At 39.9% G+C, this 18,010-nt stretch carries 12 protein-coding genes; 4 read left to right on the top strand and 8 right to left on the bottom strand.

Translation table 11 applies throughout. The annotated features are described in order from the left end of the window. The 3 genes from HYD28_10970 to HYD28_10960 all read left to right on the top strand — a co-directional run bounded on the left by HYD28_10970 (position 1) and on the right by HYD28_10960 (position 5,767). Positions 1–3,078 (top strand): efflux RND transporter permease subunit, encoded by a 3,078-nt coding sequence (locus tag HYD28_10970; protein QLE10536.1) that lies wholly within the window; start codon positions 1–3, stop codon positions 3,076–3,078. Positions 3,079–3,161: 83 nt separating this feature from the next. After that, positions 3,162–5,060, top strand: a complete 1,899-nt coding sequence (locus tag HYD28_10965) for a cyclic nucleotide-binding/CBS domain-containing protein (protein QLE09435.1) — start codon at positions 3,162–3,164, stop codon at positions 5,058–5,060. Further along, on the top strand, positions 5,060–5,767 hold the full coding sequence (locus tag HYD28_10960; GenBank protein QLE09434.1) for a 3'-5' exonuclease: 708 nt from the start codon (positions 5,060–5,062) through the stop codon (positions 5,765–5,767). Before HYD28_10965 ends, HYD28_10960 begins: the two co-directional genes overlap by 1 nt. Positions 5,768–5,872: 105 nt before the next feature. Here HYD28_10960 and HYD28_10955 read toward each other — a convergent pair whose 3' ends face one another. The 5 genes from HYD28_10955 to HYD28_10935 form a co-directional block, all read right to left on the bottom strand. Beyond that, positions 5,873–7,447, bottom strand: a complete 1,575-nt coding sequence (locus tag HYD28_10955; GenBank protein ID QLE09433.1) for a BCCT family transporter — start codon at positions 7,445–7,447, stop codon at positions 5,873–5,875. A 332-nt stretch (positions 7,448–7,779) separates the two neighbouring features. Beyond that, the gene (asnB, locus tag HYD28_10950; GenBank protein QLE09432.1) at positions 7,780–9,447 is read right to left on the bottom strand and encodes an asparagine synthase B; all 1,668 of its coding nucleotides are present in this window, start codon (positions 9,445–9,447) and stop codon (positions 7,780–7,782) included. 370 nt (positions 9,448–9,817) lie between these two features. Further along, positions 9,818–10,753 carry a biotin-dependent carboxyltransferase family protein gene (locus HYD28_10945; protein QLE09431.1) on the bottom strand — a complete coding sequence of 312 codons (936 nt, stop codon included), beginning with the start codon at positions 10,751–10,753 and terminating at the stop codon, positions 9,818–9,820. Then, positions 10,750–11,418 (bottom strand): 5-oxoprolinase subunit PxpB, encoded by a 669-nt coding sequence (gene pxpB / locus HYD28_10940; GenBank protein ID QLE09430.1) that lies wholly within the window; start codon positions 11,416–11,418, stop codon positions 10,750–10,752. Before pxpB ends, HYD28_10945 begins: the two co-directional genes overlap by 4 nt. Before the next feature lie 150 nt (positions 11,419–11,568). After that, positions 11,569–13,092 (bottom strand): leucyl aminopeptidase, encoded by a 1,524-nt coding sequence (locus tag HYD28_10935; protein QLE09429.1) that lies wholly within the window; start codon positions 13,090–13,092, stop codon positions 11,569–11,571. 157 nt (positions 13,093–13,249) lie between these two features. Between HYD28_10935 and msrA the strand changes: the two genes are divergently transcribed. After that, the gene (gene msrA / locus HYD28_10930; protein ID QLE09428.1) at positions 13,250–14,527 is read left to right on the top strand and encodes a peptide-methionine (S)-S-oxide reductase MsrA; all 1,278 of its coding nucleotides are present in this window, start codon (positions 13,250–13,252) and stop codon (positions 14,525–14,527) included. Positions 14,528–14,588: 61 nt separating this feature from the next. On the opposite strand, the gene HYD28_10925 is transcribed toward msrA, so the two are convergent. The 3 genes from HYD28_10925 to HYD28_10915 all read right to left on the bottom strand — a co-directional run bounded on the left by HYD28_10925 (position 14,589) and on the right by HYD28_10915 (position 17,989). Further along, positions 14,589–15,056 (bottom strand): hypothetical protein, encoded by a 468-nt coding sequence (locus tag HYD28_10925; protein QLE09427.1) that lies wholly within the window; start codon positions 15,054–15,056, stop codon positions 14,589–14,591. A 194-nt stretch (positions 15,057–15,250) separates the two neighbouring features. Continuing rightward, positions 15,251–15,670: a hypothetical protein gene (locus tag HYD28_10920; GenBank protein QLE09426.1), complete on the bottom strand. Its 420-nt coding sequence runs from the start codon at positions 15,668–15,670 to the stop codon at positions 15,251–15,253. Positions 15,671–15,955: 285 nt separating this feature from the next. Continuing rightward, on the bottom strand, positions 15,956–17,989 hold the full coding sequence (locus HYD28_10915; protein QLE09425.1) for a winged helix-turn-helix domain-containing protein: 2,034 nt from the start codon (positions 17,987–17,989) through the stop codon (positions 15,956–15,958). Positions 17,990–18,010: the final 21 nt, after the last annotated feature.

Raw genomic sequence — 18,010 nt, 5'->3', positions numbered from 1 at the left:
ATGAAACAGCAACCTATGATGGAAGACTTACCATCAATGGCGATACGTCGCCCTGTTTTAATTGTGGTACTTAACTTACTCATTATTATCGCTGGTATTGCTGCAATAGCGGGAGTTGAAGTACGAGAGCTTCCTGATGTTGATAGACCTCGTATTACTGTATCAGCTTCTTTTCCTGGGGGCTCACCAGAAACTGTAGATACCGAAGTAACCAGTAAGCTCGAAGGGGCGGTTGCTAGGGTCAGTGGTGTTAAGTCAATTCGTGCGCAAAGTGAAGAAAACAATGCCCGTATTGTGGTTGAGTTTCGCCCCGGTGTTAATCTAGATGATGCTGCAAACGAAACACGCGAATCGGTAGCGCGAGTACAACGAGAATTACCCGAAGAAGTTGAACGGGTATCAATTATTAAAGCCGATAATGATGCAGAAGCGGTTGTCTCTTTAACAGTATCAAGCGATAGTTTGTCCCTTGAGGCGTTGACAGAGCGCGTTGATGTTGATTTAGCTCCGCAGTTTTTAACCATTCCTGGGGTTGCCGATGTTCGCTTAAATGGTGACCGTGAACGGGTACTTAGAGTGCGTATCGACCCGCTTAAGCTCAGCAGCTTTAACCTTACGGTGCCAGATATTGCTAATGTACTTCGTCAAGCTCCCTTTGATGTGCCTGCGGGTAGTTTAAAATCAAGCGATCAACAAGTCATTGTTCGTGCGGATGCAACGTCAGTGTCTGCAGAGCAAGTGGCAGACATCATTGTCCGTGATGATACTCGTATTGGTGATGTCGCTGCTGTTTACTTTGGTCCAGCAGATCCGCGCTCATTTGTCAGGCTCAATGGCACACCTGTTATTGGCATGGAAATTATTCGTCAGGCCCAATCTAATACCATTGAAATTTCTGATGAAGTGCTCACTTTAATTGAGCGTATGCGTGAACGTTTTCCTGAAATGGAGTTTACTTTAACCTCTGACGATGCGCAGTTTATTAGAAGCTCAGTTGATGAGGTAATTAACTCACTATTACTTACAGTACTATTAGTAGTGATCACACTTTGGGTGTTTATTGGCTCTTGGCGGGCAACACTTGTTCCTGCATTTGCGATACCTGTTGCGTTAATTGGCTCTTTAGCACTGATTTGGGCCCTTGGTTTCTCAATTAATATACTTACCTTACTTGCATTAGTATTAGCAACAGGCCTAATTGTTGATGATGCAATTGTGGTCAGTGAAAACATACAGCGTCAACGTGGTTTAGGTCTAGGACGTCGTGCTGCTGCCGTGGTTGGTACTCGCGAGGTGTTCTTTGCTGTTGTGGCGACAACCGCAGTATTAGCTGCGGTGTTTGTGCCTATTGCCTTTTTACCTTCAACAGCAGGGCGATTATTTAGAGAGTTTGGTGGTGTGCTAGCTGGCGCGGTTATCATCTCAAGTTTTGTTGCTTTATCCTTGGTACCTGCACTAACTTCAAAACTGAAATTAAAGCAGGGCGGTTTTCATCCTTTTGCTAAAGTTGGCCATGTTTTAGCCGCCGTATATAAGCGCACAATACACGGAGTTCTTCAACATGCATGGCTAACCTTTTTTGCGTGTTTGTTGGTTGCAGCAGGCTCTGGGGCACTGTATTTCAATTTAGATAACGAACTATTGCCAACAGAAGATCGCGGCAAAATTCGTATTTTTGCACGAGGTCCTGATGGTGTTGGCTTGAACTTTATGGACAGGCAAGCGGTGCAAATGGAAGATATCTTACTGCCGTATGTAGAAAGTGGTGATATTGAGTCTATTTATACTGTGGTTGGGCAATGGGATCCAAATATTGTATTTATCACCGTGCCATTAAAACATTGGGACGAACGTCACTTTAGCCAGCAAGAAATCATCAATAAGATTCGTGGTCCTTTAGGAAATATTCCAGGTGCGGCTGGTTACCCAGGTGGTTCAAATAGTTTGAATTTACGCGGTCAAGGTGGTGGTATTGAGCTTGCGTTATTAGGGCAAGACTATCTTGAGATATTTAAAGCAGCACAAGACTTTTCTGCTGAGATTGAAAAGGCAGTGCCAGAAGTGGCCCCTGTGCGTATTTCATATCAGCCGTCACAACCACAATTACGGGTCAATATTGATAGACGTCGTGCCGAAGAGCTTGGTGTCTCGCTTAGTGATATATCAGTAACGCTACGAGCTGCAATTAATGGTGATGATATTGCTGATTTAAATATTGGTGATCAATCAATCCCAATCATGTTGCAAGCTCAAAACCAAACTATCACTAATCCAAGCGATTTAGCTAATTTGTATGTTGGCGGTCGTAACGGTCAGTTAGTGCCTCTTAGTAGCGTTGCGACTATCACAGAAGAAGGTGTGGCTGCAGAGCTAGAGCGCCATGCACAGCGTCGTGCTATTGAGCTAAGTATGGAAATGCCAGAGGGTGTTACAATTGCTGAGCTGGTAACAAAAATCCGTGATATTTCAGAGCAATCTCTACCTGCTGGTATTAGTTTGGCGTTTAAAGGTGAAGCATTAACCTTCGAAGAAACTGCCAATGAAGTATTGATGACCTATGTATTGGCGTTTTTAATTGTACTGTTGGTACTTGCGGCGCAGTTTGAAAGTATTAATAGTGCAATAGTGGTGATGATTACAGTGCCATTTGGTATTACGTCAGCCATTTTAGCCTTGTATCTAACAGGTACCTCACTAAATATATACTCGCAAATAGGATTAGTGATGTTGATTGGCTTGATTGCCAAAAATGCAATATTGCTGGTGGAGTTTGCTGATCAGTTACGTGACCAAGGCCGAACGGTAAGAGTCGCTGTTGAAGAGGCCGCATTAGTTCGCCTTCGCCCAATTGCAATGACACTGGTTTCAACCTTACTGGGTGCATTACCACTAATTCTATCTACTGGCGCTGGAGCAGAGGCTCGTAACGCGATTGGATGGGTGGTGTTTGGCGGTTTAGCACTTGCGGTGTTATTTACCCTTTATTTAACACCGGTTATTTATCTTGGTCTAGCGCGCTTCACAAAACCAAGAGGTGATGAGTCGAAACTTCTTGCTGAAGAGTTAGAAAAGGCTTAATCCTAACAAATTGGCTATTTTTCTTTGAAAAAATAGCCAATTACCCTCACAATTAAATCAAATGTTTAAAACTAGGTACGCGTATGCAAGCCGAACACGTTGATATTGCCCAATTTCTCTCCGATCATGCTCCTTTTGATGATCTACCTGATGAGGCTGTAAATAAACTCGCATCACAAGTCGAAATAGCCTATTTTCGGGCCGGCACAGAAATATTAAATTATGGTGATGATATTGCAGACTTATTTGTTATACGCACTGGTGCCGTTGAAATGTATCGGCGTGATGGTGATTTATATAACCGTTTAACTATCGGTGGAATTTTTGGTTCAATGGGTCTTCTTATGAACCGTAAAGTGCGTTTTCCGGCAAAGGCACTTGAAGATACCTTAGTTTATTGCATCAATGTGAAGTTGTTTAACCAATACTGTGATGAATACGAAGTATTTGCCGACTTTTTTGAAGCCGATGGTAATGTGCGCCTTCATCAGGCAATTGTTGAACAAGCGGATAGCAACGACTTAACAACAGCAAAAGTGAAGTCACTACTGCACCGTGATGCAGTGACTGTTGCAAAAAGTGCCTCTGTGCAAATGGTTGCACAATTGATGACACAAGAGTCGGTATCTTCAGTGTTAGTGACTGATGCGGATAAACCAATTAGTGATGATCCCGATGATGATGACGGTCAGGTGGTAGGAATCATTACTGACCGAGACTTACGTACCAGTGTGATTGCTGAAGGTTTGAGTTACGAAGCGCCAGCAGAGCAAATTATGCAAACAGACTTAGTTCTGCTTGATAGTAATGCGTACGTGTTTGAAGCTGTGCTTGCTATGCTCAGAGATAACATTCACCACCTGCCAGTCGTTGTGAAGAAAAAACCCATTGGTGTTATTTCGTTATCGGATATTTTACGTTACGAATCGCAAAGTAGCTTATTGTTGGTGCGAGGTATATTAGCTCAGCAATCGATTGAAGATTTAGCTTACTATGCAAGACAACTACCTAATGTGTTTGTGCGCATGGTAAATGAAGATGCTAACTCACATATGATAGGCACAGCTATGGCTGTGATAGGACGCACATTTAAACAGCGTTTGCTTGATTTAGCCGAAGAAAAATTTGGCCCGCCACCAGTTCCTTATTGTTTTATCGCTTTAGGCTCAATGGCTCGTGATGAACAATTAATTGTCACCGACCAAGATAATGCCATTATCCTTGATAATAGTTTTAATGAAGAATTACACGACGATTATTTTCAAAAGTTAGCTGATTTTGTCTGTGATGGTTTAGCCGAGTGTGGTTATAAATACTGTGAAGGTGAAATTATGGCGTCTTTTAAAAAGTGGCGTTTAACGCGGGAGCAGTGGAAAGAACAATTTGCCGGTTGGATGGCAGAACCAAAACCACAGGCATTATTACATAGTTCCATCTTTTTTGATTTAGATGGCGTTTACGGTAAAAACAAGTGGGCTGATGAGCTTAAGCGATTCATTGCAACAGAAGGGCGCAAGAATAAACGTTTCTTGGCTAATCTTGCTGCCAATGCACGAAATAGAACACCGCCTTTAGGTTTCTTTAAAGACTTTGTGTTAGAGCACAATGGTCAGCATAAGCGATCAATGAATTTAAAACGCCGTGGAACTGCGCCTTTATCAGATGTTATTCGTGTACATGCTCTGGCAGTAGGTAGCCGCAAACAAAATTCATTCGAGCGTTTGGAAGATATTATCGAAGCTAAATTGTTGCCCGAGGGTAAGGCACAAGATCTACGTGATGCCCTTGAATATATTGCCATGATCAGAATTAGGCACCAAGCATGGCAAATTGAAAAGCTTGATGAAGAACCTGATAACGATCTTGAGCCTCATTTGCTTTCTCCTTTTGAGCAACGAAATCTAAAAGAGGCATTTGCGATTCTAGATAAAGCGCAGAGTTTCCTTAAATTCAGATACTCTGCTAACTCAGGGATTAAGTAATGGCAAAACAAGGGGCAAAACTTGATTGGCCGACTCGGTATCAGCAGTTATTAGCTGCTAGTAAACAGCCGTTAATTCAAGAGTTTTATGAATCTGCCATTTGTGACCTAAAGATACCAATCTGTGACGTTCCCTTAGTGGCGCTTGATTTTGAGACAACAGGTCTAAATTTTCAAAATGACGATATAGTCAGTGTCGGCTTAATCCCATTTAATACTAAGCGTATCTTTTGTAAAGATAGCCAGCATTGGATTGTTCAGCCAAGGCGTAAGCTTGCTGAAGAGTCGATTGTTATTCATGGCATAACCCATTCAGAAGTAAGCGATGCGCCAGATTTCTCAACAATTATGGAACCATTGCTAACAGCATTGAAGGGCAAAGTGATTGTGGTGCATTTTGCACCCATTGAAAGGCATTTTTTATATCAAGCGTTGCAAGCTCGATTAGGTGAAGGCCTTGAGTTTGCCGTTATAGACACGCTAGATCTGGAAACTCGTGCTCTGCGAGCAAAGCAGGGGTTACTAGGTAGATTATTCAACTCTAAGCTTGATTCTGTGCGATTAGCTGATTCTCGTATTCGTTATTCGCTGCCCGCGTATCAAAACCACAATGCGCTGAATGATGCCACTGCTACCGCAGAGCTATTACAAGCGCAAATCGCATATCATTACCGCCAAGATACGCCGCTAAGCGAATTTCTTATATAACAACCGTTGCACCGACTATATATCGGGTAATTTAAATTAATTGACCAAAGCTTATAAATAAAAAACGCCGCAAATGCGGCGTTTTTATTATTTAGAGCTGAGTGGTTAGTTTCTCGGTTCTGTTCTTAAACCAAGGATTAAACTCACACACATAAGTAGCAATACAAATGTGAAAGGTAAGCCAGTTGATACGGCTCCAGCTTGTAATGCTTCGATAGCTTGTGTACCACCAATCCAAACAAGTGCCGCTGCAATAGCACCCTCAATTGATGCCCAGAAAATACGCTGTGGTACAGGGGCATCAACTTTACCACCTGCAGTGATTGAGTCGATTACTAATGAACCTGAGTCTGATGAAGTGATAAAGAACACAAGTACCAGCACAATAGCAATGAACGAAAGCACTTGCGACATTGGCAGAGCTTCAAACATTTGGAACATAGCCAGTGGTACATCAGTTAAACCTTTTTCACCTAGCACACCTACTTTATCAACCACTTGTTCAATAGCAATACCACCATAAATTGACATCCAGAAGATGGTGACAATAGTTGGGACTAGTAGTACAGCAATTAAGAACTCACGAATTGTACGGCCTTCAGATACGCGCGCAATGAACATACCTACAAACGGTGACCATGAAATCCACCAAGCCCAATAGAATACTGTCCAGCCGTGCATCCATGTCTCATCTTCACGACCATGTGGATTACTAAGTGGAATGATATTTTCAACATAACCCATTACTGTGTTAGGAAGGTTGCCAAAAGCTGCGGCAAAGCCAACGATTGCAACAAATACTAGTAACACTAGAGCGATAAGCATGTTTACGTTGCTAAGCAGTTTTACACCACCATCAATACCACGAACAACAGAGATCACAGCCAGTAGAGTTACACCAACAATAACGCCAATTTGTAAACCAATTCCGCTATCAGTGCCAAATACATGGTTAATACCTGCGGCCGCTTGTTGTGCGCCTAATCCAAGTGAGGTCGCAAGGCCAAATAGGGTAGCAAGCACTGCTAGAATATCGATTAAATGCCCAGGCCAGCCCCATGCTTTGTCGCCTAAAATAGGGTAAAAAATAGAGCGAATAGATAAAGGTAGCCCTTTGTTGTAGCAAAAGAATGCCAACGAAAGAGAAACAACAGCGTAAATTGCCCAAGGATGCAGACCCCAATGGAACATAGTTGCGCCCATTGCCAATTTAGCGGCTTCTGGTGTGTTTGCTTCAACACCTAGTGGTGTTTCGTACCAGCCTGTAAAGTACGCGACTGGCTCTGCCACGCCCCAAAACATTAACCCAATACCCATACCTGCAGCAAATAGCATTGCTAACCAAGAAATACGAGAGTGAGTTGGGCGTGCTTCTTTACCACCAAGGCGGATATTACCGTATGGTGAAACAATTAATGCTAAGCAAAACAATACGAATAAGTTTGCTGACCACATAAAAAAGCCATCAAAATTATTAATAATGTCGTTTTTAATACCATTCAGGGTAGTTTTTGCTGTTTCAGCATCTGAAACTAATGTTGCCACTAAGAATAGGGCAATTAAACCAGCGCTGATGCCAAATACAGGGTTATGCACATCAAAACCCCATTTTTGTACATTGTCCTGACCGACGGTATAGTCGGTATTGTCGATACTGTACTTATCATGATGTTCGCTCATGAATACCTCTTGTTGTAGTTATATCTAGCAGAAAGCTAAACGGCCGGATGGCACAAGTTCAACTAATCCTCTTTTTACGTAGGAAATTAAAAAATAGTTTGTAGACGAACTAAATTTGTACCAAAGTCTAATCTTTAGTGTAGGAGCTCGAAAAAAAATGTAAATGGTTTTGTCCCTAAACAGCCGAATAAATGCAGTTTTTTTCTTTTTTTGTTGGAATTGTGAACAAATTGCTGCGGGTGAGGAATAATTTGATGACAGTATTATTTCAAAGCAAATTATTTTAGTTGAGATGAAAGTGCTGCAAACATAGTGTTTGCAGCACAAATTTACTACTTCTTGTACGCGTCGTTATGAACGCCCGCAGCACGACCCGAAGGATCAGCATTATTTTGGAATGATGCATCCCATGCAAGCGCTTCAGGAGTTGAACAAGCAACTGATTTGCCATGCGGAACACATTTCGCAGCTGCATCACCTGGGAAGTGCTCTTCAAAAATACTACGATAGAAATACGCCTCTTTAGAATCTGGGGTATTAATCGGGTATTTGTATTTTGCATTAGCTAGGTCTTGATCACTAACTTGATCGTTTACATACTCTTTTAAAGTATCAATCCAGTTATAACCAACACCATCAGAGAATTGTTCTTTTTGGCGCCAAAGCACTTCGTCTGGTAAATAGCCGTCAAACGCTTCACGAATGATGTGTTTTTCAATTTTACCGTCTTTACACATTTTCGCTTCTGGGTTGATGCGCATTGCTACATCAACAAACTCTTTATCTAAGAATGGAACACGCGCTTCAACGCCCCATGCTGCCATCGATTTATTAGCACGTAAGCAATCAAACATATTTAGTTTTGATACCTTACGATTAAGCTCTTCATGGAACTCTTGCGCGTTTGGCGCTTTGTGGAAGTAAAGGTAACCCCCAAAAAGCTCATCGGCACCTTCACCAGACAACACCATTTTAATACCCATAGCTTTAATTTGGCGCGCCATTAAATACATTGGTGTTGAGGCACGAATGGTTGTTACATCATACGTTTCGATGTGATAAATCACTTCACGTAGTGCATCAATACCTTCTTGAATTGTAAAGTGAATAGGGTGGTGAATCGTACCAATCATATCAGCTACTTTTTGTGCAGCTGCTAAATCAGGCGAACCTTCAAGACCCACAGAGAATGAATGTAGTTTTGGCCACCAAGCATCAGACTCGTCATTGTCTTCGATACGTTTTGCAGCAAAACGTTGCGTAATAGCCGAGATAACAGATGAATCTAAACCACCTGATAATAGAACGCCATATGGAACGTCACACATTAATTGACGTTTAACAGCAGCCTCTAAACCTTCTTTTACATCGCTTGTTTTTGCTTCGTTGTCTTTTACAGCATCATAGCTTTGCCAATCACGACTGTAGTATTTACGAAGTTGCCCATCTTTGCTCCATAAGAAATGACCCGGAGGGAATTCTTCAATATGTTTACAAATTGGCGAAAGTGCTTTCAGTTCTGAAGCTACATAAAAGTTACCATGTTCATCATGACCTGTATAAAGTGGAATAATACCGATATGGTCACGACCAATTAAGTAGGCATCTTGCTCTTCATCGTATAAGCAAAAGGCAAAAATACCATTTAAATCGTCTAAAAACTCAGGGCCTTTTTGCTTATATAAAGCCAAAATAACTTCACAGTCTGACTGAGTTTGAAAAGTAAAATCAGTTTCTAAGCTTGCGGCTAATTCTTTGTGGTTATAAATTTCACCATTAACAGCAAGAATATTTGTACGCTCTGGGTTGTACAATGGTTGTGCACCACTCGAAACGCCAACAATAGCAAGACGTTCATGCACTAAAATAGCTTTATCAGATGAATATACGCCAGACCAATCTGGTCCGCGGTGTCTTAATAGTTTTGACATCTCAATTGCTTGGCTTCGCAATTGAGTGGGATCAGATTTAATATCTAATACCCCAAATATTGAACACATAGTGACTCCTCATTCCAATTATGTGCGCAGTTAACAGAATTTATATAACTGCGAATGTTTGTTTTAACAGAAATAATTACCTAAGTCACACAGGTTTTTTAATTAATTGAGAATAAAATATGCACCTAGGATTATGTCTTTGCACCAGTATGGGGTAAGTGGTTAAAGGCTGAGCAGTTTAAATGCTTGATTTGCACAAATTGGGTGATATAGGGCCTAATATAAAGGCTCTTATTACTAAATGACCTGCACAGCTTTGGTGCATAAAAATGTGTGGTTTTTTACCTTTTTAAATGTATAGACAAGTCGTAAAGATAGCGCGAGCAAAGGTTAGCTTTGCTCGCTAATTTTAACTTAAATAAATTATGAGTTATTTATTAATATAGTTAAGGGCTATCGCAAGTTGATTTAAGTGTGCAGTTAGCTTTTCTTGTGCTTCATGCGCTTCCTTGAGTGTCACAAACTTAAAGTGTAAGAAATCGCCTGGTTTTAATTGTGCAAAGTGACGAAGATCTGCTTCGATCACTGTACCAAGTAATGGGTAACCCCCCGTTGTTTGCGCATCATTTAAAAGCACTATGGGTTCACCGTTTGGCGGTAACTGGATACACCCAGGAGCAACAGCCATAGATGGTAGTGAAATATCATGGCTGATATCACACTCATCACTTAATAGTCTTGTGCCCATGCGGTTGCTGTTAGGAGACACATGCCATGAATGATTAATAAAGTTTACAATGGTGTTTTTAGGTAGCAACGCGGCGTGTGGTGCAGCATGAATTCGTATCTGCGTACTTTTAGGTGGAAGCATGGCGCCTAAACCAATTTTGGTCTTGTACTTAGGCGTAATTTGAAAGGTATCACCAGTTTGCAGTGCGTGACCGGTTAAACCACCAAAACCAGCTGAAATATCAGTTGAGTAAGAATCTAAAATAGGCTCTGGTAAATGCCACTTGCCGCCAATCGCAAGGTAACTTCTAAAACCATGGCGTGCTGCATTGAGCTTTAATACATCACCTTTTTTGATATAAAAACTCCATCCTGGTTCCACGGCATTGCCGTTTACTGTGGCTTTCATATCAGTGCCATGTAGAGCAATGTAATAATCATTATCAAATTGTATCTCAGCAAGACCTAAGGTGATTTCGATTACTGGATTATTATCATCATTGCCGACTAAACGGTTCGTTATTATTTGCGCATAAGGGTCGATACAACCAGATTGACCAATTCCTAAGTGACGAGATCCTGTGCGTCCTTGATCTTGTATAGACATTTGCATGCCAGGTTTGATGATAGTGATCATTTTAACACCTCCTGAATAACAAACTCTAAAGTATCGCCGGGCTCAATAGCACATGGTGAAGCAGCATTAATATCAAATAATTTAAAATCTGTATGGCCGATAATCTGCCAGCCACCGGGGGAAGTTTCAGGGTAAATACCCGTTTGCTCACCGCCGATAGCAACAGAACCTTTTGGTACAGAAAGCCGTGGTTCAGCATGACGAGGTGTAAAAAGCTTTGGATTTAAACCATCTAAATAAGCAAAGCCGGGTTTAAAGCCTAAAAACAGAACATGGTATTTGGCATTGCTGTGCATTTGAGCAACATCGTCGACAGAGAGGTTATGATGCTTAGCAACATGCGCGATATCAGGCCCATATTCACCGCCGTAGCGCGTAGCTAACTTATGATGACGCGAATTAAAGTCACTGGATTTAAGTTCGTGCCATTGCTCAAGTAATCTTGGTAGCCAGCCTGCAAGTTGAGTTGGTTCTTTTAAATATAGGGTTAAATTATTATTGGCAGGAACTACATCAACAAAATCATCACTATTTTTACAGTACTGAGCTAATGCCCATATTTTCTTTTGTGTATTAAGTGTGTCGCTTCCTGTCACGTAGGCATCAAAAAAAATGCTGTGTGTAGTGAGCGCCATAATCTTAGGTGTGCTATTGGTCGTCGTCATTACTCATTAATCTTATTATTATCCCTTAATGCTTCTTAGCATATAGGCTGGATGTTGATGATGTAAATGTGTCTTTGGTGTTAATTAGAAAAACTCATGACAATCAAGTGGCTATAATTACTTATAGCCACTTGAAAAGTGCAATAGCAATTACTGTGCGTTATTTAATAACCAATTAGATAATAAACGTACACCGTAACCAGTTCCGCCTTCAGCTAGTTCATCTTTAGCTTTAGAGTTTAGCGCGTTGCCAGCAATATCAATGTGAACCCAGCGAGTTTCACCAGCAAAGTGTTGTAAGAAACTTGCAGCTGTAGTCGCCCCAGGGCCATGTGAGCCGATATTTTTTAGGTCAGCAATGTCTGATTTTAAGGCATCTTTGTAACCTAGTGGTAAACGCCATAGGTTTTCGTTTACTTGTTTACCAGCCACTGTTAACTGCTCAACAAGTGTATCGTCATCAGAGAATACCGCAGCATATTCATTACCAACAGCACGAATTTTAGAGCCTGTTAGGGTTGCAACATCTACCATAATGCTCGGCTTAAACTTGTCGCGGGCATACCACATTGCGTCACTTAGAACTAAGCGGCCTTCAGCATCCGTATTGACAATCTCAACGCTTAAACCTTCAGCAGTTCTAACTACATCACCCGGCGCTACAGAAAACTGTGACACCATATTTGCAGCCATGCCCATCACAGCAACTACGTTAGTATCGGCTTTAGCAAGTGCCATTGCTTTTACAGTACCTAGTACTGCTGCTGCGCCTGCCATGTCTGACTTCATGCGGGCAATTGATGCACCTGTTTTAATACTATAACCACCCGAATCAAAGGTAATACCTTTACCTATTAATGCGATAGGCGTGTTTTTATTACCTTGATAATGAGCAACAACTAAACGTGAACCTTCTTCACTACCACGACCAACCGCTTCAAGTGCGCCCATGCCAAGCTTTTTGATTTGCTTAGGTTCTAAAACAGTGATTTTAACACCTAACTTTTTAAGCTCTTTTGCAGCTTTTGCAAAATCAGCAGGAGTCATTTCTGTTGCAACTTCAGACGTTAAATCGCGCGCTAAAAAAACACCTTGCTCAATACTTTGCAGTAATTTGTGAGTTTTGACTGCTTGGTCTAAATTTTCAACATCAACCGTGTAGTTAACAACATGGCTGTCTTGTTCTTTTTTATATTGCTCAAAACGATGGTCACGTAAATTCGCACCATGAGCAAATTCAGCAGCGTATTTTGCATTGATTGCGCTGTCTTTTAACTCAGAAAAATCTAGGCTTACAGTTGCTTGTTTAGCAGACTGTAATTTAGCGTGAACATTACCACCCAGTTTTGCCATTTTTGCTGCATCCAGCTTCGGCTGCTCTCCTAAGCCAACAAGTAAGATGCGTTGGTGTTCGCTACCATTTGGCGCGATTACTTCTAATGTTTTGCCATAGCCAGCTTTAAAGTCACTAAACTCAATAACTTTGTTTAAGTGAGTTTGGGTTTCTGGTTTTAAATAATTAAAGTTAGCAACTTGGCTATCTGTATCTAAAAATAAAACTAAGGTGTTGTCGTTCGGTTTAATTGATTTTGCAAAAGTGAACTCTGCGGCATTCACTTGCGTAGCAAGTGTTAATCCTAATGCAATAGCAGATAAGCTGTGTGCAATTTTCATTTTTTAATATCCCAATGTTAAAAAGCTGTGTTTTACCGTAAATAAGGTTAAGAGTTAAATTGTTAGCGGTGAATCGCTGTTTGCATGCGTTTAAGTTGAAATTATTAATACCTATGCTCGGTCTCTATTAAATACAGGCTTTTACGAGGAAATTAGTATGACAATTAAGTCGATGTTACTGACACTATTCACTTGCAGTGCCATTTTTACCATCAGCCCAATTAAAGCTGACACAATGCCAGATAATGCAACAGGGCATATCGAAACTATAGTGCTTGGCTCGGGTTGCTTTTGGGGAGCAGAAAAACGTTATGAAGCACTGGATGGCGTGTTAGATGCGGTATCTGGTTATGCTGATGGGCATGGATTTAAAGCAACTTACAAAAATATTACTCGTAGTTCTCGTCGTTTTGATGAAAACAATTACGCAGAAGTAGTTAAAGTGACATACAACAGTAACGAGTTAACAACACAATCACTTTTAAAACACTATTTTGAAAACCATGATCCTACTCAGCTAAATCGCCAAGGTAATGATATTGGTACTCAATATCGCTCAACAATTTTGACTAGTAATAATGAGCAACTCGAGATTGCCAATAAACTTAAAGATGAATATCAAGAGAAACTAACAGCAGCAGGGTTTGGCATGATTGTAACTGTGATAAAACCGCTTGATGCGTTTTATGCTGCTGAGGATTATCACCAAGATTATTTAAAGAAAAATCCTAATGGCTATTGCCCAGATCACTCAACAGGCGTTGTTTTTACACCAGTAGAAAAACAGCAGGTTGATAACACAGCCTTATTGGCAGGTAAGCAAATTGTAGTGATAGATGCTAAAGGTTATTGCCCATACTGTGAAAAATTCAAAAAAGAGGTCGCCAATGAATACATGGGGTCGATCCCTATGACCTTTCGCCATGCTGATGAACTTGATGGTTTAAACATAAAAACTCCGACATGGGCGACTCCTACTTTACTATTTATTGAAAATGGTGAAGAGGTTTATGGCAGACAAGGGTATGTTAGTAAAGGTGAGTTTTACAAAGCGTTAGGCGCATTTAAGCTGGGTGACAGTGAAGCTTTTAGAGTGGCTTTTCATGCGACTACAGACAGCCCTTTTTGTAAACAATACGATATCTTTAAAAATACACCTGATGGAATTTTCATTGATAAGTTAAGTGGTGCGCCGCTTTTTGACACCCGAAACAGATTCAATTCTGGCACCGGTTGGCTTTCATTTACTCATCCTGTAAAAGATAGTGTGACAATGCATGAAGATAATAGTTACGGCATGCAGCGAATTGAGCTTAAGTCAAAAAGCTCCGGCATTCACTTAGGTCATTTGTTCCCTGGTGAAGGGCCAAGAGGTAAAGATAGATACTGCATAAATGCTACAGTGCTTGATTTTGTGCCAAGAGATAAATCTTAAAATGTAATTGGTATAAGAAAACCAGCCAACATGGCTGGTTTTCTTTTAGCCTGATGACTTTTTACCACAATTTTAATTCCTGTTTAGCGAGATTTAAGTTAAACGACACCAGCTCGTTATTATTTAGCTGCACAGCCTCATAGAAATCGGCAATGGCTGCCGTATCATTTTTCGCCATTAGTCTGGCAATACCTCTATTACTTAATGCATAAGACGTCAGTTCATTACGCTTATAGTGTGGAGCATTGACCTTTTTAAGCATCGCGATTGCTTGAGAGCAATCTTGATCAGCTTTATCAAACTGCTTCAGTTTCACACTCGCAACGCAACGATTAAATGGCACGATATAGTTGTTAGCTTCGTTCATTGTCTCTAAAGAATTATTAGCAAAGTTACCTTGCATAATTGCTTTTGAGCTTGCGTTATCGTCAACAACCATGAGTTTAAAGTCGTTGTTGTTGGCAAATACAAAATTTGAACAAACAAATAATATTAACCACAGGCAGGGTTTAAGATTTAATTTAAACATTGTTTTCTCCTTGTTAGTGTAAGCAATATGCTTACTCTATAAAGTTAGAAACACTGTATAAAACTGACAAACGAGATAATCGCACCCGTTAGGTGAAGAAAAGTATTCTATAAAGCAGATATTTAAGACGAAAAAAAGCCCGGTCAGAACACACAAGAACCGGGCTTTCGACAACAATTTGGTTGGGGTAACTTTTACAGCGCTAGGTTTTGTTTTGCGCGGCTTAAGTTATGGTTAACAAGTTCGTTTTTAGAAATTTGCACTGCTTCATAAAAGTCAGAAAGTGCAGCAGTATCGTTTTCAGACATGATGCGTGCAACACCACGGTTACTAAGTGCAAACGATGTTAATTCGCGGCGTTTGTAACCTGGTACTTTACTTGTGCTTAGAAGAGAAATTGCTTGAGTACACAGACTTTCCGCTTCTGAAAAATTCTTTTCTTTAACGCTTAATGCACAGCGGTTGAAGGCAGTTTCGTATTGGCTAGTTGCATTGTCGTTAGTTTGAGCTTGCTCAATAACCATCAGTTTATAATCAGCTTGATCGGCTACTGCCATCGCTGAGCAAGTTAATAAAGAGCTAAGTGCAATAGTGGTTACAAGTGTTTTTAACATGATAGTTTTCCTCTGAATAAGTTGGTGTTTCTTGCCAACGAGTGAACTTTAAAATATTCCTATAAGCTAAACAAACGATTAAATTAAAACTGATAGATGAAGAAATTTAATCTATAGAGTAATTACTCAGTATTTGAGGTGTGGCGGGGTAGTAGAGGGGGGAATTTGAATATTAAAAAACCAATTAAGCTATTAAACTTACACACTAATGTCATTGCTTTATTTCAGAGAGTGCCCCTAGCAAGTAGATTTGTAGGTATACGGCAGATATCAGAAGAATGGCTATTACTTTAGAGCTATTTTCAAAACTAAAATATCTGCCGTATCATGTTGTTCTTTTAATAAAATGGTATTTCCGTTTAGTGCTGTTATTTGGCTACAAAACACTACGCAAAACTGTTGAAAATCATTACTTAGATTTTGAACACCTTGTTTATAATCATAAAAATTCATAGTAGGTGTCTGATTTTGTGTGTATTGATAGAAAAAACCATTTTCCTGTGGATAGACACTTAAAATAAAATGCCTATTATTTAAAAGGTTAGTGTCTCCATTGCTTATAACTCGGCCATTGTGAAAGCTCAGTAATTCGTCTTTATCATTTAAAAAGACTTCTTTATAGGTCAATTGTGTTTTCAATGACACTATCTGATTAGTAGTTAAATTAAACCTAACTATCTCGTCATTGTGAGTGTTCTTATCAACAAACAAAATGGCATCTGACTTTTTATACCACGCTATTGGTTCACCAATGATTTCATTTAACCATCTGACTGAGAATTGGTTCTGTTCAAACTCAATAATAAACGGTTTGTTATTTATACTGCTTGCTATGCGGGTTCCCGAGATGTCCCAGATAGGCTTTGATAAAGCAAATTCTTGCTTAGTGTTCTCAAACAGTAGTGTTTCTTTTTCATTCTCTATATTTTTTAAAAAAAGTTGAGGTAGTCCATGTTTCATTGACATGTAGGCAATGTGTTTTTCATCCGGTGAAAGTGCAGCTCCTTTATCAATAGTGTTAGAGTTTATAATTTTGGTAGGAGTAGGCAGTAAATCTAAACTACTAATTAAGATATCTTGATCAGACTTAGCTTCAATAAAATAAAGCTTGTCTTTAACTATTTGGGGATAAACCAAAAAGTTATAGCTTTTAAAATTCAGAGTAGTTAGTTCTCCGCTTAATTTAAGTTGCTTTAACTCACTGCCATTGCTTAGCAGCAAAGAATCACCATCTTCAAACCAATCCATAAAATGCCAGTTATGATCGATTTTACCGACTGATGTAAGTTCGCTATTCGCTAAGTTTAAAAGCTTTACTTCAGATATTGCATTTTCATTAAACCCAACTAATGCTAATTGTTTTTGATCTGGTGATAAAGCGAGTTTATAAGGTTTAAAGTCATCACTTGGCTGGAGTAGTTTTTCATAATTGCCAGTTATCAAGTTATGGCGATACAAGCTTACATTTCGGCTGTGCTCGGAGCTATTTCGATTAGCCAAATAATAAAGGTTTTGCTGGTCATCTATAAAAAACAAACTGTTCCAAGTAATATCGCTACGCGAGAAAAGCTTTTCTTCATTTACTACTTTAGCCTGTTCATTCAGTAGTAAGCGGTTAAATGAGATACCTTCTTCTCCTTTAAATGAATAAACCAGTGCATTTGTGTTTTTATCCCATGCAAGATAGGTAAACGCTTTTAAGGTTGTATTTAGTTGCCAATGTGCATTTAATTTTAGGTCTTTGATTAAAAGCTTTCGCTTGTTTGGTTTATTGGTAGCTTGAATATAAGCGACAAACCGCCCATCAGGGCTAACTTGCATGAAGCGTTCTTTTTCATTACTTGCCGTAACTGGCTCAAGGTTCTCTAGAGAAATGTCATTACTTGAGCTAGAGAAACTAAAAAACAATATAAAGATAAATAGAACAGGGACAAGTAACAGTGTTTGCTTTAAATATTTTTTGTGTAGTAGTTCTTTAGATGAGGTGATTGCTTTCTTATCAGGAAAATGTATTTGAGCGTCAAGGCTGTAGCCTCGTTTTGGATGTGTTTTGATAATGCTTTTGTTGTCATCAGACAATGCTTGCCTTAAAAGTGCGATATTTCTTCGAACTGAGTTTGGACTATAAATTGCCTGTGGCCAAACAATTTCAAAAAGCATTTCGGCCGATAGAACTTGTCGCGGTCTTTGAGCAAAAACCAGCAGAAGAGCCATCACTTTAGGTTCTATAACTTGGACTTTACCTTCACTTACTACCTCGCCAGTTTCAACATCAATCAGAAAGTCATTAATACAAAATTGATTTGGCAATTCACTCACACTCAAAGCTAATCTTATCCT

Source organism: Pseudoalteromonas shioyasakiensis, from assembly GCA_013391845.1.
GTDB classification, from domain to species: Bacteria; Pseudomonadota; Gammaproteobacteria; order Enterobacterales; family Alteromonadaceae; genus Pseudoalteromonas; species Pseudoalteromonas apostichopi.
This window is presented reverse-complemented; position numbering and strand designations above follow the sequence as displayed.

Excerpts from the sequence above, each read along its gene's own strand:
- HYD28_10970 (QLE10536.1), top strand. The coding sequence starts at position 1 with ATGAAACAGCAACCTATGATGGAAGACTTACCATCAATGGCGATACGT.
- HYD28_10965 (QLE09435.1), top strand. The coding sequence starts at position 3,162 with ATGCAAGCCGAACACGTTGATATTGCCCAATTTCTCTCCGATCATGCT.
- HYD28_10960 (QLE09434.1), top strand. The coding sequence starts at position 5,060 with ATGGCAAAACAAGGGGCAAAACTTGATTGGCCGACTCGGTATCAGCAG.
- HYD28_10955 (QLE09433.1), bottom strand. The coding sequence starts at position 7,447 with ATGAGCGAACATCATGATAAGTACAGTATCGACAATACCGACTATACC.
- asnB (QLE09432.1), bottom strand. The coding sequence starts at position 9,447 with ATGTGTTCAATATTTGGGGTATTAGATATTAAATCTGATCCCACTCAA.
- HYD28_10945 (QLE09431.1), bottom strand. The coding sequence starts at position 10,753 with ATGATCACTATCATCAAACCTGGCATGCAAATGTCTATACAAGATCAA.
- pxpB (QLE09430.1), bottom strand. The coding sequence starts at position 11,418 with ATGACGACGACCAATAGCACACCTAAGATTATGGCGCTCACTACACAC.
- HYD28_10935 (QLE09429.1), bottom strand. The coding sequence starts at position 13,092 with ATGAAAATTGCACACAGCTTATCTGCTATTGCATTAGGATTAACACTT.
- msrA (QLE09428.1), top strand. The coding sequence starts at position 13,250 with ATGACAATTAAGTCGATGTTACTGACACTATTCACTTGCAGTGCCATT.
- HYD28_10925 (QLE09427.1), bottom strand. The coding sequence starts at position 15,056 with ATGTTTAAATTAAATCTTAAACCCTGCCTGTGGTTAATATTATTTGTT.
- HYD28_10920 (QLE09426.1), bottom strand. The coding sequence starts at position 15,670 with ATGTTAAAAACACTTGTAACCACTATTGCACTTAGCTCTTTATTAACT.